At 67.9% G+C, this 20,713-nt stretch carries 20 protein-coding genes and 1 pseudogene; 11 read left to right on the forward strand and 10 right to left on the reverse strand.

All coding sequences use genetic code 11. The features are described 5' to 3' along the window. The 5 genes from EX88_RS27035 to EX88_RS0103335 form a co-directional block, all read right to left on the reverse strand. Window positions 1-193, reverse strand: a 193-nt coding sequence (locus EX88_RS27035; RefSeq protein WP_036147946.1) for a hypothetical protein, incomplete at its 3' end; no start/stop codon positions are given. A 101-nt stretch (window positions 194-294) separates the two neighbouring features. Then, window positions 295-945 (reverse strand): hypothetical protein, encoded by a 651-nt coding sequence (locus EX88_RS0103320; protein ID WP_152566078.1) that lies wholly within the window; start codon window positions 943-945, stop codon window positions 295-297. Then, entirely contained in the window at window positions 942-1,574 is a 633-nt protein-coding gene (locus EX88_RS0103325; RefSeq protein WP_031370588.1) for a hypothetical protein, read from the reverse strand. Before EX88_RS0103325 ends, EX88_RS0103320 begins: the two co-directional genes overlap by 4 nt. Continuing rightward, the gene (locus tag EX88_RS0103330) at window positions 1,571-2,185 is read right to left on the reverse strand and encodes a hypothetical protein (protein WP_031370589.1); all 615 of its coding nucleotides are present in this window, start codon (window positions 2,183-2,185) and stop codon (window positions 1,571-1,573) included. The genes EX88_RS0103325 and EX88_RS0103330 overlap by 4 nt, the downstream gene beginning before the upstream one ends. Window positions 2,186-2,299: 114 nt before the next feature. Further along, window positions 2,300-2,509 carry a YdcH family protein gene (locus EX88_RS0103335; protein ID WP_031370590.1) on the reverse strand — a complete coding sequence of 70 codons (210 nt, stop codon included), beginning with the start codon at window positions 2,507-2,509 and terminating at the stop codon, window positions 2,300-2,302. A 99-nt stretch (window positions 2,510-2,608) separates the two neighbouring features. On the opposite strand from EX88_RS0103335, the gene ttcA reads away from it, so the two are divergent. From ttcA to EX88_RS0103350, 3 genes are all read left to right on the forward strand, one after another. Continuing rightward, entirely contained in the window at window positions 2,609-3,514 is a 906-nt protein-coding gene (ttcA, locus tag EX88_RS0103340; protein ID WP_051884382.1) for a tRNA 2-thiocytidine(32) synthetase TtcA, read from the forward strand. Between the two features lie 128 nt (window positions 3,515-3,642). Continuing rightward, window positions 3,643-4,554: a recombination-associated protein RdgC gene (locus tag EX88_RS0103345; RefSeq protein ID WP_031370592.1), complete on the forward strand. Its 912-nt coding sequence runs from the start codon at window positions 3,643-3,645 to the stop codon at window positions 4,552-4,554. A gap of 209 nt (window positions 4,555-4,763) precedes the next feature. Beyond that, window positions 4,764-5,558, forward strand: a complete 795-nt coding sequence (locus EX88_RS0103350) for a M48 family metallopeptidase (protein ID WP_031370593.1) — start codon at window positions 4,764-4,766, stop codon at window positions 5,556-5,558. Between the two features lie 33 nt (window positions 5,559-5,591). Here EX88_RS0103350 and EX88_RS0103355 read toward each other — a convergent pair whose 3' ends face one another. Together EX88_RS0103355 and hemH are read right to left on the reverse strand one after the other, a co-directional pair. Further along, window positions 5,592-6,458, reverse strand: a complete 867-nt coding sequence (locus EX88_RS0103355; protein WP_031370594.1) for an alpha/beta fold hydrolase — start codon at window positions 6,456-6,458, stop codon at window positions 5,592-5,594. Further along, window positions 6,455-7,450: a ferrochelatase gene (gene hemH / locus EX88_RS0103360; RefSeq protein ID WP_031370595.1), complete on the reverse strand. Its 996-nt coding sequence runs from the start codon at window positions 7,448-7,450 to the stop codon at window positions 6,455-6,457. Before hemH ends, EX88_RS0103355 begins: the two co-directional genes overlap by 4 nt. A 240-nt stretch (window positions 7,451-7,690) precedes the next feature. Here hemH and EX88_RS0103365 point away from each other — a divergent pair, with 240 nt between their 5' ends. The 6 genes from EX88_RS0103365 to EX88_RS24275 all read left to right on the forward strand — a co-directional run bounded on the left by EX88_RS0103365 (window position 7,691) and on the right by EX88_RS24275 (window position 12,445). Next, window positions 7,691-8,689, forward strand: a complete 999-nt coding sequence (locus EX88_RS0103365) for a DUF4350 domain-containing protein (protein ID WP_152566079.1) — start codon at window positions 7,691-7,693, stop codon at window positions 8,687-8,689. A 286-nt stretch (window positions 8,690-8,975) separates the two neighbouring features. After that, the gene (locus tag EX88_RS0103370; RefSeq protein ID WP_081930605.1) at window positions 8,976-9,881 is read left to right on the forward strand and encodes a lipid-binding SYLF domain-containing protein; all 906 of its coding nucleotides are present in this window, start codon (window positions 8,976-8,978) and stop codon (window positions 9,879-9,881) included. Window positions 9,882-10,146: 265 nt separating this feature from the next. After that, window positions 10,147-10,380: a Sec-independent protein translocase subunit TatA gene (gene tatA / locus EX88_RS0103375; RefSeq protein WP_031370598.1), complete on the forward strand. Its 234-nt coding sequence runs from the start codon at window positions 10,147-10,149 to the stop codon at window positions 10,378-10,380. 49 nt (window positions 10,381-10,429) lie between these two features. Beyond that, entirely contained in the window at window positions 10,430-10,942 is a 513-nt protein-coding gene (gene tatB, locus EX88_RS23445) for a Sec-independent protein translocase protein TatB (protein ID WP_036147948.1), read from the forward strand. Then, window positions 10,929-11,747 carry a twin-arginine translocase subunit TatC gene (gene tatC / locus EX88_RS0103385; RefSeq protein ID WP_051884384.1) on the forward strand — a complete coding sequence of 273 codons (819 nt, stop codon included), beginning with the start codon at window positions 10,929-10,931 and terminating at the stop codon, window positions 11,745-11,747. Before tatB ends, tatC begins: the two co-directional genes overlap by 14 nt. Continuing rightward, on the forward strand, window positions 11,744-12,445 hold the full coding sequence (locus tag EX88_RS24275) for an RDD family protein (protein ID WP_051884387.1): 702 nt from the start codon (window positions 11,744-11,746) through the stop codon (window positions 12,443-12,445). The genes tatC and EX88_RS24275 overlap by 4 nt, the downstream gene beginning before the upstream one ends. A gap of 22 nt (window positions 12,446-12,467) precedes the next feature. Here EX88_RS24275 and EX88_RS0103395 read toward each other — a convergent pair whose 3' ends face one another. Both EX88_RS0103395 and EX88_RS23450 read right to left on the reverse strand, forming a co-directional pair. Continuing rightward, the gene (locus EX88_RS0103395; RefSeq protein ID WP_152566080.1) at window positions 12,468-13,400 is read right to left on the reverse strand and encodes a BPSS1780 family membrane protein; all 933 of its coding nucleotides are present in this window, start codon (window positions 13,398-13,400) and stop codon (window positions 12,468-12,470) included. Window positions 13,401-13,503: 103 nt separating this feature from the next. Next, a pseudogene (locus EX88_RS23450) lies at window positions 13,504-14,212 on the reverse strand (glutamine amidotransferase). 148 nt (window positions 14,213-14,360) lie between these two features. Here EX88_RS23450 and glyQ point away from each other — a divergent pair. Together glyQ and glyS are read left to right on the forward strand one after the other, a co-directional pair. After that, window positions 14,361-15,296 (forward strand): glycine--tRNA ligase subunit alpha, encoded by a 936-nt coding sequence (gene glyQ / locus EX88_RS0103405; protein WP_031370603.1) that lies wholly within the window; start codon window positions 14,361-14,363, stop codon window positions 15,294-15,296. A 167-nt stretch (window positions 15,297-15,463) separates the two neighbouring features. Continuing rightward, a complete protein-coding gene (glyS, locus tag EX88_RS0103410) occupies window positions 15,464-17,560 on the forward strand; it encodes a glycine--tRNA ligase subunit beta (RefSeq protein WP_031370604.1) in 2,097 nt (698 codons plus the stop codon). 200 nt (window positions 17,561-17,760) lie between these two features. Here the strand turns inward: glyS and EX88_RS0103415 are convergent, their stop codons facing one another. After that, the gene (locus tag EX88_RS0103415) at window positions 17,761-20,676 is read right to left on the reverse strand and encodes a TonB-dependent receptor domain-containing protein (protein WP_051884389.1); all 2,916 of its coding nucleotides are present in this window, start codon (window positions 20,674-20,676) and stop codon (window positions 17,761-17,763) included. Window positions 20,677-20,713 lie beyond the last annotated feature (37 nt).

A 20,713-nucleotide genomic window follows, 5' to 3' on the forward strand; every position in this document is an offset into this window, starting at 1 on the left:
CGGCAACGGCAACGGCAACGGCAACGGCAACGGCAACGGCAACGGCAACGGCAACGCCGCTGAAGCGTATGCGCCCATCGCGACCGACGACGGGCGCGGAATGTATGCGGTCGCGGCTCGCGCCGCTCCTACCCAGGAGCCCGAGCTGCGGGAAGTGACGGCGCGAGATGAGGGCGGTGCGGTTGCGGCTCATGACCGAAGGAAATCCAGTAGGACGCCGCTCCTACAGAAGCCGAGCGCGAGCCCGAGCGAGTCGGTACGAGCTTGCGCGGATCCAGCGCGAGGCCGCGCCGATCAAAGCGCAAAGCGCAGATACCGGCCCTTGGACGTCTGCGAATTACGCAAGTCGATCCGCGCCTGCAATCCTTCGAGCCGCTGCGTACGCGGCAACAGATAGGCGTGCTGGAAGCGGAACGGGCGGCCCGGCAGGGCGATGATCGATTTGTATTGCGCGTCGTAACCGCTGCCGCAGGTGTTCGGCAGCTTGGCGCCGCTCAGCCGCGGCAGGCCGGTCGGATTCGCGTCCCACAAGCGGCCCTGCGCATCGGACACCTGGCCCTTGCACAGGTCCAGGGCCTTGGCCTGGGTGCCGGAATCGGCGATCACTTCGAATTGCAGCAGCAAGACTCCGGCGTCCTTGCGCAAGGGTCCGCCGATGCGAGGGTCGCGCGGGGCCAGGGCTTCGGCCGAGACCAGGCGCCAACGCGCGCCTTCGTACTGCGCCCACTCGCCCTTGGGCACGTCGATGGCGTGCGAGGGATGACGGTTCTGGTAGGCCTGCAAGGCCTCGCGGTAGGGCGCATAGATCGCCCAGGCGCCGAACACCAGGGTGCCCAGCAGCCACAGTGCGTTGCGCCGCCACCAACCGGCCGGAGCCGTGCGGGCGGTGTCGAGCTCGGAAGGTTCGGGCGTCATCGGCGCGGAACTTATGGGCGTGGAACTCATGGGCGCAGGTCCAGTACCGGCTTGGCTTCGGCCATCAGCTTGCGCGCGCGCGCCGCATCGATGCCCAGGTCGACGTCGACCAGGCTGTCGCCGCCGCGCGGCAGGCCGTTGCCCCAGTAGAACTGCAGATGGGCGCCCTGCAGACGGTCGGCCGGCACTTCGAAGAACCAGGCGCCGCTTTCCGGCAGGCCGGGGACGACCACGCGCTCGCGCAGGTTGAGGCCTTTGAGTTTCGGCCGGTCCTGGCTGGAGGCGACATAGGTCAGGCCGTCGCGGGTGAGCAGTTGCGCGCCGACGTAGCCGCTCTGGTCGCGTGCTTCGACTTTGGCGACCACCGACAGCCACACCCCGGGGGTGCGCAGCAGATAGTCCTCGGGATGGCTGTAGTCGCCCTTGAGCAGATAGGCGTGCGCGGCCTTGAAGCCGGTGACGTCGACGGCGAAGTTGCGGCCTTCGACCCGGCCCAGGCCTTGCGCGTGCTGCACCAAGGGCGTGTCGCGCTGTTCGTAGCTGGACTCGCCCTTGCGCAAGGCGACCACCGCGATCAGAGCCAGGAGAATCCACAGGGCGTCGCGCCAGCGCCAGCGCGGCAGGCGCCAGGCGGTGCGGGCGGCGGCGGGCGCGCTCACGGCGCCACCGCCCGGTCGCGCAGGTCCTGCACGGCCATCGCGTACTTGGCGGCGGGCTTGCCCTGGACCCAGGCGCCTTCGTCGTTGAGATAGGCCTTGGCCTTGTAGGCGCGAGCGAATACGCCGAAGGTCGCTTGCGGCGTGTAGACGTAATTCTTCGGCAAGGTCCAGACCAGGTCGATGCGTTGCTTGAGGCGCGGATGCAGGTCGCCGGCGACGGAGTGGTCGTCGGACCTCATCAGCAGGTCGGACTGGATCGGTTCGCGCTTGCTCGACACCAGGATCAGGTCCTGCTGCGGATAGCCGAACGCGCTGAAGCTGCGCGGCGTGCGGTTTTCGACCTCGACCTGCAGCACCAGGTAGGACTTCGGGTTGAAGGCATCGATGCGGCCGCCGGGCTTGTAGCGCGCGACCCAGGCCCGCAGCGGCGTCACCGCGAGGGCGCCGCCCTGGTAGCGATGGCCGGCCTTGTACTCCGGCAAGGGCTTGCTCTTGGCCTGGCCGAAGCCGCCGAGTGCGGCGGTGGCGACGACGGCGACGAGCGCCACCGCCGCAGCGCCCTGCCACCAGGGGTTGCGTGCCGTCTGGACCAGTTCGTCCTTGTTCGCCATGCCGCTGTCTGCCGATCGAGTGGCGGCACCCTATCACAGCGTGAAGGCCGCGCCGCGCGCGGAAATCTCAATACCGGATGCGGCGGCCGCGCGACGCCGGGCCGCGCTTGCGGCTCAGGCCGGTTCGTCGGGAATCAGGGCGCTTTCGAGGCGGGCGATACAGTCCTTGAGCCAGAGCTTGCGCTTCTTCAGGCGCTTGACCGTAAGTTCGTCGGCCTGCGGGTCCAGGCCCAGGCGGTCGATGGCCGCGTTCAGATCGCGATGTTCCAGGCGCAGCTCGGCGAGCTGGCGGGCGGTCTCGGCGGGATCGGCGCTTCCGGTCATGCGCATCAGCTTAGCGCGCCGCCACGACCAACGTCATCGGCCCCCTCGATCGGCGCGCGGGCGGTGTTCACCGACCCGTAGCGTAGAATTGGCGCCCTCATGAGCATCGTCCTGCCCCTCGCCGAACCGACCCGTCCCGTCCGCGCCGAGACCCGCCGCGGCAGCGACGGCGAACGCCTCGCCACCCGCCTACGCCATCAGGTCGGCCGGGCGATCGCCGATTTCGGCATGATCGAAGAGGGCGACAAGGTCATGGTCTGTCTGTCCGGCGGCAAGGACAGCTACACCCTGCTCGACGTTCTGCTGCAGTTGCAGAAGAAGGCGCCGGTGAAGTTCGAGCTGGTCGCGGTGAACCTGGACCAGAAGCAGCCCGACTTTCCCGAGCACGTGCTGCCGGCCTACCTCGAATCGATCGGGGTGCCCTACAAGATCCTCGAGCAGGACACCTATTCGGTGGTGACCCGGGTCGTGCCCGAGGGCAAGACCATGTGTTCGCTGTGCTCGCGCCTGCGGCGCGGCGCGCTCTACACCTATGCCGAGGAACAGGGCTTCACCAAGATCGCCCTGGGCCACCACCGCGACGACCTGGTGGCGACCTTCTTCCTCAACCTGTTCTTCCACGCCAAGCTCAGCGGCATGCCGCCCAAGCTGCTGTCCGACGACGGCAAGCACGTGGTGATCCGGCCGCTGGCCTACGTGCGCGAGGACGACATCGTCGACTACGCCGCGATCAAGGGCTTCCCGATCATTCCCTGCAACCTGTGCGGCTCGCAGGAGAACCTGCAGCGCAAGCAGGTCAAGCGGATGATGGACGCCTGGGAACGCGAGACGCCCGGCCGCATCGAGACCATCTCGCGCGCGCTCGGCGACATCCGCCCCTCGCAGTTGAGCGATCCGAAATTGTTCGATTTCCTCGGCCTGGGACAGGCCGGCGGCGTGCCGGCCGCCGACGCGCCGGTGTGGCTGGACGCAACGATTGATACCAACGACGCGCAGACTGGATGAGGCGTCGTTTCTTCGGCCCCGCCTCAGGGGCTTCATCGCGATATGACTCTGAAGTTTCCGGATTCCCGCTTTTGCGGGAATGACGAGCCAGAGCATTCGACTCCATTCCTCTCCAATTCGGTCCTTCGATGTTCTTTCGCAATCTGACCTTCTTCCGCTTTCCCACCACCCACAAACTCGACGAACTGGATAAAGGCCTGGAAGAGTGCAGGCTCAAGCCGGTCGGTCCGCTCGAACTGTCCTCGCGCGGTTTCATCTCGCCGTTCGGCCGCGACGCCGAGGACGCGATGATGAGCAACCGCATCGGCGACGCGATCTGGCTGACCTCGGGCGGCGAAGACCGTCTGCTGCCGGGTTCGGTGATCAACGACATGCTGGCCAAGAAGCTCGCCGAAATCGAGCAGAAGGAAGGCCGCAAGCCCGGCGGCCGCACCCGCAAGCGCCTCAAGGACGAGTTGATCGTCGACCTGATGCCGCGCGCCTTCATCAAGCCCAGCCGCACCGACGCGATGATCGATCTCGAACACGGCCTGGTCATCGTCGACACCTCCAGCCGCAAGACCGGCGAGAACGTGATCAGCGAGATCCGCCGCGCCATCGGCAGCTTCCCGGCCCTGCCGTTGAACGCCGAGATCGCCCCGCGTTCGATCCTGACCGGCTGGGTCGCCGGCGAGGAATTGCCCGACGGCATCAGCCTGGGCGACGAGTGCGAGCTGCGCGACCCGGTCGACCAGGGCGCGGTGGTCAAGTGCCAACGCCAGGAGCTGGAGAGCGACGAGATCGCCAAGCACCTGGAAACCGGCAAGCAGGTCACCCGTCTGGCGCTGACCCTGGACGATCATGTGTCGTTCGTGATCGGCGAGGACCTGGTGGTGCGCAAGTTCAAGCTGCTCGACGGCGCCGTGGACCAGCTCGAACACAGCGAAGGCGACGGCCTGCGCGCCGAACTGGATGCGCGTTTTGCGCTGATGAGCGCGGAAGTGAAGCGTCTGTTCCGGGTGCTGGAATCGGCCCTGAAGCTGAGCAAGGTCGAGGCCTGATCCACGCCGGCTTTCGCACCACAACCCTCTCCCGCTTGGCGGGAGGGGGTAAGGGCATCGAGTCGCACGCAAAGCGTTTCCGAGGAACTCGATGGTCGAGCGAGCCGCCTCTTCGAAGGTCCTGATACGTCGTCATTGAAGTTTCACTGCGCCGCCGCATCGTCGCAGCGTCCGTGGCGTTATGCTTCGCCCATGGCGGTCCCCCACCCATGACGAGCCTCCTGCGCCTGCTGACCGGCAAGCCGCAAGCCGCCTCGCGCACGGTCTCGCGCGAAACCCTCGCGATCGACCTCGGCAACGGCCGCGTGGTCGAGGTCTTGCGGGTGCGCGATCCGCGGGCGCGCCGGATCAAGCTCAGCGTCGATGAACGCGGCCCGCGCCTGACCCTGCCGATGCGCGCCAGCGAGATCGCCGGCCAGCGTTTCGTGATCGAACACGGCGACTGGCTGCTGGCCCAGATCGCCCAGGCCGACAGCGACGCGGCCCGTCTGCAGCCGCACGTCAGCGCGAGCATCCCCCTGCGCGGCGCGGACCTGCCGGTGCGCTGGCAGGTCGCGCGCTACCTGCGTCTGCAACTCAACGAAGACACGCTCGACATCGCCGCGCCCGAGGCGGTCAACGCAGCCGCGTTGCAGCGCGCGCTGCGCGATTTTTACGAAGGCCAGGCCCGCGCCGACGTCGGCCGCTGGCTGCCGAAGTACCTGCCCGGCCTGCCGCGCGCGCCGTCGCGGTTGCGCTATCGGGTGATGTCCTCGCAATGGGGGTCGCTCGCGCCCGACGGCGCGCTGACCTTGGACCTGTCGCTGGTGTTGGCGCCGCCGCCGGCGTTCGAGTACGTGCTGGTGCACGAGCTCTGCCATCTGATCCACGCCGACCACTCGCGGGCGTTTTGGCGCGAAGTCGAGGCGCGCTGCCCCGATTGGCGCGATCAGCGCGAGTATTTCCGCGCCTCCGGCCGCAGCCTCAAGGCCGGCCTGCGCCGCTTGATCGCTGCCGACGCATAAACCAGCGCTCAGCCGGCTGCCCGATCGGCGCGCTTAACCGGCGAGGAAGGCGCGGAACAGTTCGCCGACGTCGCGCGGCTGCTCCATGTGCAGGTGATGGGTTCCGGCCAACACGTGCATCTCGCCGCGCGGCAGCAGGGTCGCGCGTTCGCGGCGCAGCTCGTCGGGCATATAGGGCTGGGCCGGGTCGGCCCAAACCATGCAGGTCGGGCTTTCGATCGCCGCGATCAGCGAGCGCATCTGCGCCTCGCTCATGCGCATCGCCGTGGTCAGGGTCAGGCGGGGATCGCTGCGCCAGACGAAACCGCCCTGGCTTTCGTCGCTGCGTACCGGCGCCACGCCGCGTTCGACCAGCAGGCGCGCGACCGGTTCGCTGAGGCTGTTGGCGGTCATGCGCGCGCGCACCGCGGTGGCGATGTCGCCGAACACGCGCAACTGTTTGCCGACCAGCGCGGCCTGGCCGGCGAAGGCCTCGCGCAGGCGCGCGGCGACGCGGTCTTCGGGTTCGGCCAGCGAGCCCAGGGCTTCGATCAGCAACAGTCGGTCGACCCGCTGCGGCGTGGCCGCGGCGACGACGCTGGCGGTGGCGCCGCCGAGCGAATGGCCGAGCACATGGAAGCGATCCCAGCCCAAGGCGTCGGCGACTGCGAGCGCGGCGCGCGCGGCGGTGATCAAGGTGTAGTCGGCGGCCGGCGGCAGATGCGCGCTGGCGCCGTGGCCCGGCAAGTCCGGGGCGACCAGGTCGAAGCCCTCGAACCAGGGCGCGATCGGCACGAAGCTGGCGGCGTTGTCGAGCCAACCGTGCAGGGCGAGCAGGCGCGGCGCGCCGATCTGGCCGTTGCGCAGGCCGGCCAGGCGGCCGAACACGCTGTCGACGGCGAATTCCTGCAGCGCCGTCATCGCTCCCAGGCTCCGAGCGCGCGCCGGGCGATGCCGGCCAGCAGCGCGGCATGCGTCGGCGACTCGTTGAGACAGGGGATATAGCGCAGCTCGCCGCCGTGTTCGGCGAAATCCTCGGCGAGCATCATCGCGACCTCTTCCAGGGTTTCCAGGCAGTCGACCGCGAAGCCGGGCGCGACCACGTCGACGCGCTTGATGCCGCGCGCCGCCAGCGCATCCAGGGTGCCGGCGGTGGATGGCTCCAGCCAGCGTTCGCGGCCGAAGCGCGATTGGTAAGTGAGCGTCCAGGCCGCATCGGGCAGGTGCAGGGCCCGGGCGATGGCGCGCGCGCTGGCTTCGCACTGGCGGGCATAAGGGTCGCCGCCGTCGACGAAGCGTTGCGGCAGGCCGTGGAACGAGAACAGCAGGTGCTCGCCGGCGCCCTCGTTGGCGCGGTGGCGATGGATCGAGTCGGCGATCGCCGCGACCCAGTCCGGATCGTCGTGATAATCGTCGACCAGACGCGTCGCCAGGCCTTCGGCACGGCCGAGCACGTCGCCGACCGAGGCGGTGGTCGAGGTCGAGTACTGCGGATACAGCGGCAGGGCCAACACACGTCGCACGCCCTCGGCCTGCAGCCGTTGCAACAACTGCTTCCACGACGGTTGGCCGTAGCGCATCGCATGCAGCACGCGCACCTCGGGCAGCTCGTGCTGAACGGCCTGGGCGAGGCGGCGCGTGTGCACGGCCAGCGGCGAGCCTTCCGGCAGCCAGACGCTGGCGTATTTGTTGGCGACCTTGCCACTGCGCAGGGGCAGGATGGCGAAATGCAGCAGCGGGCACCACAGCCAGCGGCTCATGTCGACCACGCGGCGGTCGTGCAGGAACTCGGACAGATAACGGCGCACCGCGCGCGTGTTCGGCGCCTCGGGCGTGCCGAGATTGACCAGGACCACGGCGGTGTCGGCGGTGGAGGGGGCGTCGCGGTCGGTGATGCTGGCGGTTGCGGGCATGGGCATAGGATGACACCCGGCGCCCCGCCTGCGAAATCTCCGCGGGATCGAAGTTTTCGATGGCAGCGATAGGCGGGGGCGGATGAGGCGGCGAGACGCTGTGTCGCTCGAGCGTTCGTACGTGCGTGTCGCAGGTCCCGCGTCGGTGTGCGCCCGATCGGCGATCATGCCCGGAGGGAGCGACGCCACGCGCCCCTGGACCAGATATCCCGACCGCAGCCGTATCCTGGAGAAGCGCGCGTGAGCAAAGCCGTACTGAAGATTGCCGTACCGACGATAGCGGGGTTGATCCTGGGATCCAGCCTGCCCCTGGCCGCACAACAGATTCCCGACCGCGACTACCGCGCGCCGATCCTGGCGCCGACCTACGCCAAAGGCACCGGGCCGGTGGTGTGCCTGGACGAGGCCCACCATAACTTCCACACCCTCGACGGCCGCTATTGGTCGTTCGGCGAGCTGTTGCGCCGCGACGGCCATTCGGTGCGGCCGCTGCGCGGCAGGCTCGAGGCGGCGACGCTGGCGCCGTGCGCGATCGTGGTGATCGCCAATGCGCAGCCGAGCGATGCCGATTGGAACGACTACCCCAGCCCCACCCCGTCGGCCTTCAGCGACGCCGAGATCCGCGCGACCCGGCGTTGGGTCCAGCGCGGCGGCAAGCTGTGGCTGATCGCCGACCATATGCCGCTGGCGGGCGCGGCGGCGTCGTTGGCGCGGGCGTTCGGGGTCGAGTTCAGCGACGGCTTCGCGATGCCGGGCTTCGACGCCGATCCGCAGCGGCGTGCGGCGATCTTCAAACAGCCGACGCTGTTCCGGCGCAGCGACGGCACCCTCGTCGCGCATGCCGTACTGCGCGGTCGTCGCAGCGGCGAAACGGTGACCCAGGTGCGCAGTTTCACCGGCCAGGCCTTCCGCTTGCCGGATGGCGCCGAGCCGGTGCTGGCGCTGCCGTCGGGCTATGTCTCGCTGCAACCGCTCAAGCCCTGGCAATTCCATGCCGATACGCCGCAGATTCCGGTCGCGGGCTGGTCGCAGGGCGCGGTATTGCGGGTGGGGGCAGGACGCGCTGCGTTCTTCGGCGAGGCGGCGATGTTCACCACGCAGCTGCAAGGTCCGGATAAGCGCCCGATGGGCATGAATGCGCCCGGGGCGGAGCAGAATTTCCAGCTCGCCTTGAACGTAGCGCATTGGCTGTCGGGCCGGCTCGACGCCGACGCGCCCTCGCCGAAGCCGGCGCGATAAGCGCGCGGCCGCATTGCGCCGGTTCGCGCAGTGCGGCCGCGAGCCGGTCGCCCTTCAGCCGCGATTCGGCGAAGATTCATCGCCGAATCGCTAGCCTCGCAAAAGGCTCGTTCCTGCGATCGGGCCCGTTACGATGAACGTGCCCGCTGCGCGTTCGCGACCTGCCGAACCGGCGCTGTCGAGCCGGTGCAGCGTCGATGCGACGTACCGTCGAGCGCGCCGAGCATGTTCTACTTCCGAACATGTCTGTTTCCGCCGTCCGCCGGAGTCCCCCATGTCCCGTTCCTTGCCTCGCGTCCTGAGTCTGAGTCTCGCCCTGAGCCTGGGTATCGCCGCCACCGCCGCCGTGGCCGGCCCGACCGAGGATCAACGCGCACGCGACGCGGTGCGCGTGCTCGGCGACATCCAGCAAATTCCCGAATCCTCGATTCCCGACAAGCTGTTCGACGAAGCGCGCGCGATCGTCGTGGTGCCCGACACCCTGAAGATCGGCCTGGTCGTCGGCGGTCGCCGCGGCCACGGCCTGGTCTCGGTCAAGAACCCGGACGGCACCTGGTCGAACCCGAGCTTCGTCAAGCTCACCGGCGGCAGCTTCGGCTTCCAGGCCGGCGTGCAGTCCTCCGACATCGTCCTGGTGTTCCGCGGCGACCGCGGCCTGGATTCGATCGTCAACGGCAAGGTCACCCTCGGTGCCGACGCCAGCGTCGCCGCCGGCCCGGTCGGCCGCACCGCCGCGGCCGCCACCGACGGCCAGCTCAAGGCCGAGATCTGGTCGTGGTCGCGCGCACGCGGCCTGTTCGCCGGCATCGCTCTCGACGGCGCCGCGCTGTCGATCGACGACGACGCCAACCAGGCCGTCTACGGCGAAGGCAGCACCCCGCGCATGATTTTCGAGGGCCGCGCGAACGGCCAGCCGTCCACTGCCGTGGTCGATTTCCGCGACCGTCTCGAAGAGGCCAGCGCGACCGCGCGCGCCAACCGCACCGCCGAGGACCAGCGCCCCGCGCTCGGCGCCACGGTCTATCCGGAATCCGGGATCACCCCCGCCCAAGCCGCGGCCGCTGCCCAGGCCGCGCCGGCGCGGACCCGCCTGGCGCCGGCCGAGCCGGCCCAGCCGCAGCCCGTTCAGGGCCAGCCGCAGCCGTTCGAGACCGTGCCGGCCAACCCGGCCAAGGTCGAACCGCTGCCCTGATCGGCCTGCCGGTTGCGGTTCGATGGCGGCCGCATGACGGTTCGCCAACGGCCGCGCCGGTGCGTGACCGCAGGCTCATTAGCCCGTGGCCGGGCAGTGTCGATCTGTATCGGACGGCCGGTGCCGCAACCTTCTGTTACAAAGGTTGCGGTATCCTCACGGCCCCGGTTGCGCGCATCGACATCGCGCCGGCCGCGGACGAGCTGATCGGACCAGCCGGCTTGAGGTTCTCATCCACTATCAACGGGTTTAACGGGACACCGCCATGGGCAGCATGAGTTGGATTCACTGGGTCGTCGTCCTGCTGATCGTCGTTCTGGTTTTCGGCACCAAGCGTCTGGGCAACATCGGCAAAGACGTCGGCGAAGCCGTGAAGGGCTTCAAGAAGGGCATGCACGACGACGACAAGCCGACGCAGCAGCTCAACGACGAAACCCGTCAAGACAACGCCTCCGACAAGACGCCGTCCTCGCGCAACGACGAGCACACCCCGCGCTGACGCTCGCGGCCCCGACGCGCTCCGCCCTTCCGCAGGCCAGCCCCAGACCATGTTCGACATAGGCTTCTCGGAAGTCTTCGTGATCGCGATCGTGGCTTTGATCGTGCTCGGTCCCGAACGCTTGCCCAAGGCCGCGCGTTTCGCCGGTCTGTGGGTGCGGCGCGCCCGGGCGCAGTGGTATTCGGTCAAGTCCGAACTCGAGAACGAGCTTGCCGACGAAGACCTCAAGCGCAGCCTGCGCCAGGCCCAGGACGATCTGCGCGACGTGCAGGGCCAGTTGCGCGACAGCGGCCGGGCCATGCGCGACGAAGTCGATGCCATGAACCGCAGCATCGCCGCGCCGGTCGGCGCCGCCGCCAGCCAACCCGAGGACGTCCCCGCCGACAGCGCGACCGCCTCCGGCGACGCGCATGGCGCCGAGCCGGCTTCAACCGAGCCGGCTGAGCAAGCGCCGGCCGAGCCGGCCGCGGACGCACCGCCGACCCACGATTACGCCAGCGCCGCCTTGCCGGACTACCGGCCTTCCTCCAAGACACCGACGCCGAACGATGAGCGACGCTGAATCCCGCGCGCCGCAAGCCGGCGGCCCCGGCGACGATGCCTCGCCCGAACCGCGTCTGCTCGATCACCTGATCGAACTGCGCGCACGCCTGCTGCGCGGCGTGACCGGCCTGATCGTCGTCTTCCTCGGTTTTCTGCCGTTCGCCAACAAGCTCTATCACTACCTGGCGACGCCGCTGCTGGCCAAACTGCCGGCCGGCAGCCAGCTGATCGCGGTGGAAGTCGCCTCGCCGTTCTCGGCGCCGCTCAAGCTGGCGTTCTTCGCCGCGCTCATGGTCACCATGCCGTGGCTGCTGTATCAGGCCTGGGCCTTCGTCGCGCCCGGCCTGTACCGGCGCGAGAAACGCCTGGCCCTGCCGCTGCTGGTGTCGGCGCTGGTGTTGTTCTACGCCGGCTGCGCGTTCGCGTTCTTCCTGGTGTTGCCGTCGGTGTTCGGTTTCCTGGTCAAGGTCACCCCGGTCGGCGTGGCGATGATGACCGACATCAACGCCTACCTGGATTTCGTGCTGATCCTGTTCCTGGCCTTCGGCATCAGCTTCGAGGTGCCGGTGGCGCTGGTGATCCTGGCCCTGCTCGGTTGGGTCACCCCGGCCCAGCTCAAGGAAGCGCGCGGTTACGCGGTGGTCGGCATCTTCGTCATCGCCGCGGTGATCACCCCGCCGGACGTGGTCTCGCAGCTGATGCTGGCGATTCCGATGTGCATCCTCTACGAGATCGGCATCATCGCCGCGAAGTGGGTGGCCTCCGACCGTCGCGACCGCGACGGCGAGGACGACGCTTCGACCGGGGACGCGCGCGACCGATGAGCGCACCGGCGAGCGCGCCGGCCGGGTTCTGGCCGCGCTACGCGGCCTGGTCGCTGGATGCGGCCGCGGTCGCCGCGGCGACCAGCGTCATCGGCGCCGGCCAGTGGCTGGCCCTGGCCGAATCGGCCCGGCGGGCCTATGCGGCGATGGCTGCACGCACCGCCGAGGTGATGGCCGATTCGGTGCTCGACGACCTGTCATTCGGCGGTTTCGCGCAACGGCTGCTCGCCGATCCGGCCCTGCATGCGGCGGCCACGACCACGGTGACCGCACTGACCGCGCTGGTGTTCGGCTGGATGCTCGCCTTCGCACTGCTCGGCGCGGTGTATGAGCTCGGTTTCGTGCTGTCGCCGTGGCAGGCCACGCCCGGCAAGCGTGCGCTGGGGCTGCGCGTGACCGGCATGGACGGACAGGCGCTTGGCCTGGGCCGCATCGCCCTGCGTTATTTCGGCGGCGGTCTGTCGTGGCTGAGCTTGAACATCGGCCATCTGCTGGCGATGGCGAAACCCGAACACCGCGCCTTGCACGACCGCCTGGCCGGTGCGCGGGTGGTGCGCGACGGCGACGCGCGCATGCCGCTGTGGGGTTGGGCCTGGGTGTTGCTGCAGCTGTCGGCGACCTTGTTCGCGATGGTCCGGCTGTTCGGCGCGATGCAGGCCACGATGGACGCGGCCGTGTATCAGGCCGGCGGCCTGTAGCTCACCAGCCGCTACCGTGGGCTCAGGCTTCCAGCTGTCCCGGACGCGGCGTCGATGAGGCCTGCTGCGTGACCGGCTGTTCGCCCTGGCCGAACACGTCGCGCCAGGCGTAGTAACAAGTGCCGACCATGACCACCACCACCACCGCGCCGTAGGCCAGGTACAACGAGGCGGCGAGCAGGGCGCCGACCACCGGGTGGATGAGGCTGCCGATCTGCACCAGCACGATCGCGATCACGCTCGCCAGCACCGCCGACACCACCACGCCGAGCACGAACAGCATCGCCGCGAGCAGGTAGGCGCCGAGGTTCCACAGCGAGGCGCTGACGCTGCGCTTGACCGCATCCGACAGGCTCAGCCCCGAGAACATGATCAGCGGCACCGAGATCAGCAGGATCGCGTTGCTGAAATAGTTGAACAGGAACTGCACCAGCATCATCAGGCCCGGGTGATCGGGCTCCGGTGCCGTGGCGACATGGCCGCTGAGCGCGCTGCGCATCATTTCCAGGTACTGCGGCCAGTAATCCTGGCCGGCCAGCCAGATCACCAGCGCGGTGCTGACCAGGGTCAGGGCGATCTGGATCAGGCCCAGCAGGGCGAGCGGGCCGGCCTTGCCCTGGCGCAGCGGCGCGAACAGGTCGCGCGCGCGCGTCGGCCGTCCGGCCTCGGCTTCGCGGATCACGTGCATGAGGCCGGCCAGCAGGATCGGCAGCAACAGCACCAGGGCGACGAACATCGGGATCAATGCGGTCGCGACGCTGGCCATGTCGGGGTTGGCGCCGCCGGCGAGACTGCGCGCCGGGGTCGCCAGCACCAGCGCCAGCAGATACAGCACCGCCATGAACAGCACCGCGGCGCCGAAGATCGCGCGCGGATTGCGCGTGCCCAGGTTGATCGCGCGGATCAGCCATTGCACGCCGTGGGTCAGCGGTACCTTGCGCATCGGTGGGGTCATCGGATCGATCCTGGCCGTGGGGCCGTATTGCTCGGTGAATACGAAGTCGGTGCAACGAATGAGGCCGCACGGTCGCAGGCCCGCGACCGTGCGGACGCGGCGCTCAGCGCCCGTGCAGCGCGCGCGCGTGGCCGACGAAACGCCGCAGCACGCGCCGTGCGAACGGCGTGGCGCTGACGCTGCCGGCGATGGTCCGGGGGCAATGGCCTTCGTTGCGCAGCGCGTCCTGGCGCGCCCGCACATAGCCGCGCATATGCGTGGCGCTGAATTCGGGGTGGAACTGCACGCCCCAGGCGTTTTCGCCCCAACGGAAGGCGTGGCAGGCATCGTGGGCGGAACGCGCCAGCACGGTGGCGCCGTCGGGCGCGCGCAACACGGTCTGCAGATGCGTGGCCTGGGCCGGGAACTGGTTGGGCAGGCCGGCGAACAAGGGGTCGTCGCCGGCGCTGGCGTGCAGCTCTAGGCCGATCGTGCCCATCTCGCGGCCGGCCGGGTGGTTGCCGACTTCGCCGCCGAGCGCATGGGCCAGCAGCTGGTGGCCGTAGCAGATGCCGAACAGCGGCAGGCGCGCGTGCGCGGCGTCGCGCAACCAGGCGGCGCTGCGTTCGCTCCAGTCGGCGCGGTCGGTGACCATCGCGCCCGAGCCGGTGACGATGGCGCCGGCGAAGGGGGGAGCCGGTGACGATGGCGCCGGCGAAGCCTTCGCGGCTCGGCAGCGGCTCGCCGTGTTCGACGTTGACCACCACCGCCTCGTCGCGATCGAGCCCGGCTGCGACCCGGATCCAATGCGGAAAGCCGCGGTGGCGGCGCATGGAGGCGACCGGCTGGCCGGTCTCGAGGATCAGGAAGGGCGGATTCACGGCGTGGCGGCAGGCGGGAGCGGTGCGAAACCAGGGGGAAAGCCCTGGCGCGCAAGGCTCGTCGCTATACTAACCCGCTTTGCTGCACTGCGATGAGACCATGGCCGCGAGCGACCACCCGACCCCGCTGATCACCTTCCAGAGCATGATCCAGCGCCTGAACGCCTTCTGGGCTGAACAGGGCTGCGTGCTGATCCAGCCGCTCGACCTCGAAGTCGGCGCCGGTACCTTCCACCCGGCGACCTTTCTGCGCGCGCTGGGTCCGGAGCCGTGGAACGCCGCCTACGTCCAGCCTTGCCGCCGTCCTACCGACGGCCGCTACGGCGACAACCCCAACCGCCTGCAGCGCTATTACCAGTACCAGGTGGCGATGAAGCCCAGCCCCGACAACATCGTCGAGCTGTACTTCGATTCGCTCAAGGCGCTCGGCGTCGACCCGATGGTGCACGACCTGCGCCTGGTCGAGGACAACTGGGAATCGCCGACCCTCGGCGCCTGGGGCCTGGGCTGGGAAGTCTGGCTCAACGGCATGGAAGTCACCCAGTTCACCTACTTCCAGCAGGCCGGCGGCCTGGAGTGCAAGCCGGTGCTCGGCGAGATCACCTACGGTCTCGAGCGCCTGTGCATGTACTTGCAGAACGTCGACAACGTGTTCGACCTGGTCTGGACCTACGGTCCGGACGGTACGCCGGTGACCTATCGCGACGTCTACCACCAGAACGAAGTCGAGCAGAGCGCCTACAACTTCGAGCACGCCGACGTCGCCGAGCTGTTCCATCGCTTCGACGCCTGCGAAGCCGAAGCGCAGAAGCTGATCGAACTTGGCCTGCCGCTGCCGGCCTACGACCAGGTCTGCAAGGCCAGCCACTCGTTCAACCTGCTCGATGCGCGCCGTGCGATCAGCGTGACCGAACGCCAGCGTTACATCCTGCGCGTGCGCAAGATCGCCCAGGGCGTGGCCGAGGCCTATCACGCGCAGCGCGAGAAGCTGGGTTTTCCCGGCCTCAAGCGCGCGTCGAAGGCCGAAGCCGCCTGACCCGCCGAAGCCCTTCCCCGCATGCGGGAGAGGGGTTGGGGTGAGGGCAGGCGCCTGAAGTCCGCCTGACCTCGCACCGAACACCTGCAGTTCGCTCGAATCTCACCCACCTCGCCGCAGCAAGCGCGAGGCGTCTTCCCCGAAGACGAAAACGCAAAGGCATCCGCATGAGCACGACGCAACCCCTACTGATCGAACTGGGCACCGAGGAACTGCCGGTCAAGGCCCTGCCCGGTCTGGCCCAGGCCTTCTTCGATGGCGTGCTCGACGGTCTGCACAAGCGCGGCATCGGTTTCGATCGCGAAGGCGCCAAGCCGCTGTACACGCCGCGCCGCCTGGCCGTGCGCCTCAACGGCGTGGCTACCGAGCAGCCCGAGCAGAAGAGCGAAGTGCTCGGCCCCTATCTCAACATCGCCCTCGACGCCGACGGCCAGCCGACCAAGGCGCTGCAGGGTTTCGCCCAGAAGGCCGGCATCGACTGGAGCGAGCTCGAACGCACCAGCGACGCCAAGGGCGAACGTTTCGTCCACCGCGCGACCAAACCCGGCGCCGACACCGCCAGCCTGCTGCCGGACATCGTGCGCGAAGCGCTCGCGGCGATGCCGATCCCCAAGCCGATGCGCTGGGGCGACCACGACTACGGTTTCGCCCGCCCGGTGCATTGGCTGGTGCTGCTGCTCGGCACCGAGGTGGTGCCGGCCGACTTGCTGGGCGTGCGCAGCGACCGCATGAGCCGTGGCCACCGCTTCATGCACGACAAGCCGGTCTGGTTCAGCGCGCCCGAGGACTATGTCGAATCCCTGCGCAGCGCCAGCGTGCTGGTCGACGCCGACGAGCGCCGCGAGCGCATCGTCCGCGAAGTCACCGCCGCGGCGCAGCAGGCCGGCGGCCAGGCGCGCATCGACGAAGGCATCCTGGAAGAGGTCAACGGCCTGACCGAATGGCCGGTCGCCATCGCCTGCGGCTTCGAGAGCGAGTTCCTCGCCGTGCCGCAGGAAGCCTTGATCGCGACCATGGAAGCCAACCAGAAATTCTTCCCGGTGCTCGACGCGCAAGGCCAGCTGACCGAGCGTTTCATCGGCATCGCCAACATCCAGTCCAAGAACGAGGCCGAAGTCCGCAAGGGCTACGAGCGGGTGATCCGCCCGCGTTTCGCCGACGCCAAGTTCTTCTTCGACGAAGACCTGAAGCAGGGCCTGGAGTCGATGGGCGACGGCCTGAAGACGGTGACGTACCAGGCCAAGCTCGGCAGCGTGGCCGACAAGGTCGCGCGCGTCGCCGCGCTGGCCGCAGCGATCGCGCCGGCGGCAGGCGTCGACCCCGCGCAGGCGCGCCGCGCCGCGGAACTGTCGAAGAACGACCTGCAGTCGCGCATGGTCAACGAGTTCCCCGAATTGCAGGGCATCGCCGGCCGTTACTACGCCCAGGCCGCGAACGAATCGGCCGCAGTCGCCGCGGCGATCGACGAGGCCTATATGCCGCGTTTCGCCGGCGATGCGATCGCGCCGTCGAAGCTGGGGCAGGTGGTCGCAATTGCCGAGCGTCTGGATACCTTGGCGGGCGGTTTCAAGGCTGGTTTACAGCCAACAGGTAATAAGGACGCATTTGGTTTGCGCCGCGCTGGCTTGGGCTTAGCTCGAACTCTTATTGGGGGAGAGCATGACGCGAGCATCTGGAAGCTTGTCTTCGGAGCGGTCTCGGCGCAGCCGATTCAGTCATATGCAGGGCTGAGTGACGCTGAGACCAGCTTGTTAATTGTTGATTTTATTTATGACCGCTTGAGAGGGTTCTTCGCAGAGCGGGGCACGACTTCGCAACAGTTCGACGCGGTGAGAAGCATCGTTAATGAGGAGTCTTCGCTCATAGATTTTTCACGTCGTCTGGAAGCCATCGCCGAATTCGCCAAGCTGCCCGAAGCCGAAGCGCTGGCCGCGGCCAACAAGCGCATCCGCAACATCCTCAAGAAGGTCGACGGCGACGTGCCGACCGCGATCGACCCGGCGCGTTTCGTCGAGAGCGCCGAGCGCGAGCTCGCCGACGTCGTCGATGCCGCGATCGCCGATACCGATCCGTTGTTGGCGCAACGCGATTACGTCGCAGTGCTCGGCCGGCTCGCCCGCCTGCGTCCGCAGGTCGATGCCTTCTTCACCCACGTGATGGTCAACGTCGACGACCTGGCGGTGCGCAACAACCGTCTGGCCCTGCTGAAGCGTTTGTCCGACCGCCTCGGCAGCGTCGCCGCGATCGAGCATCTGTCGATCTGAGTTCGGGCACCTCGCAGAAAACGAAAGGCCGGCGCAAGCCGGCCTTTTTGTTGCGTGCGGTTACGGTGCGGCCGAGTCTCATCGGACCCGAGGTCGTGCGCCAGACGAATCCGCGGCCTCGGCTCTGTTGCGAGTAGCCATGAAAAAGGAGCCGGCTTGCGCCGGCTCCTCGTTTCACGCTGCAAATTCCCGAGTCGAACTCAGAAGAACTTGTAGTTCACGCCGACGTAGTAGGCGCGGCCGATCGAGTCGTACAGACCCGAGCCGAAGCCCGTGCCGAACAGGTTGACCGGCGGATCGGAGTCGAACAGGTTGGTCACACCGCCGTAGATCTGCCAGCCGCTGTCCTTGATCGTGTAGCTGCCGCGCACATCGTGGAACACGCCCGAACCGGCCTTGATCGGCCTCGTCGAGGTCGGGTTCGAACGGTAGCTGGCGTTGGTCACGCGCAAGCCGCCGTCGGCGAAGCGGGTGCTCCAGTTCACGTCCCAGTTGTCGCGCATGTAGGAAGCGCGAACGGTGGCCTTCCATTCCGGGAAGCCCAGGGTCTTGTTCTGGTCGACCGACTCGTCCTTGTCTTCCTGGAACGGATAGTCGGTGTAGCCGAGCACCTTGGTGGCGTTGAGGTCCCAACGCATGCGGCCGCCCCACAGCCCGTGGCTGTAGTACATGCCGAGGTCGATACCGTCGGTGGTGGTGGCGGCGATGTTCTGGTTGATCGAGGTCAGGAAGCTGATCTGACCGTCGGGACCACGTTCGGTGTTGCGGCAGTAGATGTTGTCGATGCCGTTGGGGTTATCGACGCAGCGATCGGCGGTTTCCTGGAAGGTCGGCGCGGTGATCGAGTCGATGAGCTTGATCTCCCAGTAGTCGACGTTCATACCGAAGCCTTCCAGGAAGGTCGGGGTGAACACGAAACCCGCGGTCCAGCTGCGGCCGGTTTCCGGATCGAGATCCGGGTTGCTGCCCGACAGGCCTTCGTTGGTGGCGGAGAACTCATCGGTGAACGTCGGCGCCAGACCCAACGCGGCACAGTTGCGGGCGCGCACCGCGGGGTTCTTGGCGTTGCCGATGTTGTCCATATCGCAAGGATCGGCGACGCCGCCGAAGTTCTGCGACTGGCCGCCGAACAGTTCGTCGATGTTCGGCGCTCGCACCGCGGCCGACATGTTGCCGCGGACGCGCAGGCTGTCGTTGATCGCCCAGTCCAGGTTGTAGCGCCAGGCTTTGGCGCCGCCGATGGTGTCGTACTTCGAGTAACGCGCTGCAGCGCCGACGGTCAGGCTCTTGATCGCCGGCAGGTCGGCCAACAGCGGCACCGCGACTTCGGCCCAGATTTCGCGGACGTTGTAGCTGCCGCCCGAATTCGGGATCGCATTGAGGAAGGTCTCGAAGTTGATGTCCAGCGGATCGTTGATCGAACGGCTGGTTTCGCGGCGGTACTCGACACCGGTGCCGAAGCTGACCGGGCCGGCCTTGAGCTCGAACAGGTTGTTGTTGGTCAGCGAACCGCCGGCCACGAACTGGGTCAGGCGCGCCTTGGAGATCGTGGTGACGTTGAACCAGTTGGCCGCGGCCGGGCTGATCGCGCCTTCGCCGAAGACCGAGAACGGAATGCACGAGGCGGCGACTTCCGGCGACACTTGACCGTAGCCCTGGTTGAAATCCAGCGCCAGATTGGTGTGGCCCGGGTCGATCTTGGAACGGCAGACGATATTGCCGTTCGCGTCCTTGACCGCGTCCAGACCGGCGTAGAACCGCTCCATGTGACGGTTGTTGAGATTGCGGCGGCGCTCGTGGGTGCGGCCGTAGTTGACCGACACGTCGTACAGCCAGTCGCTGGTCAGCGCGCCTTCGGCGCCGAACACGACGCGGGCGGTCTGGCGGTCGGTGTCTTCGCCGCGCAGGCCGGCATCGACGTCGTTACGTCCGACGCGAATGGACTGGCGAGCGCCCATCAGCGCCAGCAGTTCCGGCGTCACGTAGGCGTTATCCCGCTCGATGATGTGCGGGTTGCCGGTGCCGCCGAACGCAGGCGAGAAGTACGACTTGCTGTGCACCTTGCTGTACATGCCTTCGAAGTACAGGCGGTGGTCCTGGTTCAGATCGAAGCCGGCGACGGCGCTGACGGTGTCGCGCTTGTACTGCGGCTGGATCTGCAGGTCCTGGTTGCCGTCGAGGCGGTCGCAGTTCTGGCAGGTGGCGTTGGTATTGCGCAGGGTCGGACTATCGCGATCGAACGGACCGTCGAAGCGCTGCTTGCGCACCTGGCCGTTCGGATCGAAGGTGTAGCGCAGTTCCGGCAGGAAGTTGCTGCCGAGCGAGAAGGTGCCGGCGCTGGTGATGGTGTAGTTGCCGGCGTTCGGCAGCAGGGTGTTGTCGAAGCCGCTGCCGGGCGAACGGATGGCGCGGTAGGCCTGCTTGCCGAAGCGGTCGCCGAACATCAGGCGGTCCTGCTGGCTGTGCTCGAACGACAGTGCGACGTTGCCGCGGTCTTCGGCGAAGTTCCAGCCACCGGTCAGCGAGATGAATTCCTTGCCGAAGCTGCCGTGCTGGCTGTCGCCGATCTGCGCGTGCAGGTTGGCGCCTTCGAACTTCTTCTTGAGGATGAAGTTGACCACGCCGGAGACGGCGTCGGCGCCGTACACCGCGGAAGCGCCGCCGGTGATGATTTCGACGCGCTCGACCCAGTCGGCCGGGATCAGGTTGGTGTCGACGGCCGAGGTGCCGGCGGACGCGCCGACCATGCGGCGACCGTTGACCAGCACCAGGGTGCGGGCGGTGCCGAGGTTGCGCAGGTCCTGCATCGCCACGCCGGCGGTGCCGATGAAGCGACCGGAGTTGCCCATCGTGAACGTGGTGGCCAGCTGCGGCATCGTCGTCAGCAGGTCGCCGATGTTGATCGCGCCGGTCGCCTTGATGTCTTCGGCGGTCAGGACGCTGACCGGGGCCGGGGAGACGACGTTCGGGTTGGAGATGCGCGAACCGGTAACGGTAACGGTTTCGATCTTGGTGACGTCTTCATTCGAAGCCGTTTCCGCCTGCTGTGCATAGGCGGGCGCGACGACGCCGACCAGTGCGGTACAAACAGCAGTGGTGAGTATTTTTCTGTTCACGAAGTGGACTCCTGAAATATGCAGTGACATTGCTTCC

It is taken from the genome of Lysobacter antibioticus (assembly GCF_000731095.1).
GTDB classification, from domain to species: domain Bacteria; phylum Pseudomonadota; class Gammaproteobacteria; order Xanthomonadales; family Xanthomonadaceae; genus Lysobacter; species Lysobacter antibioticus_B.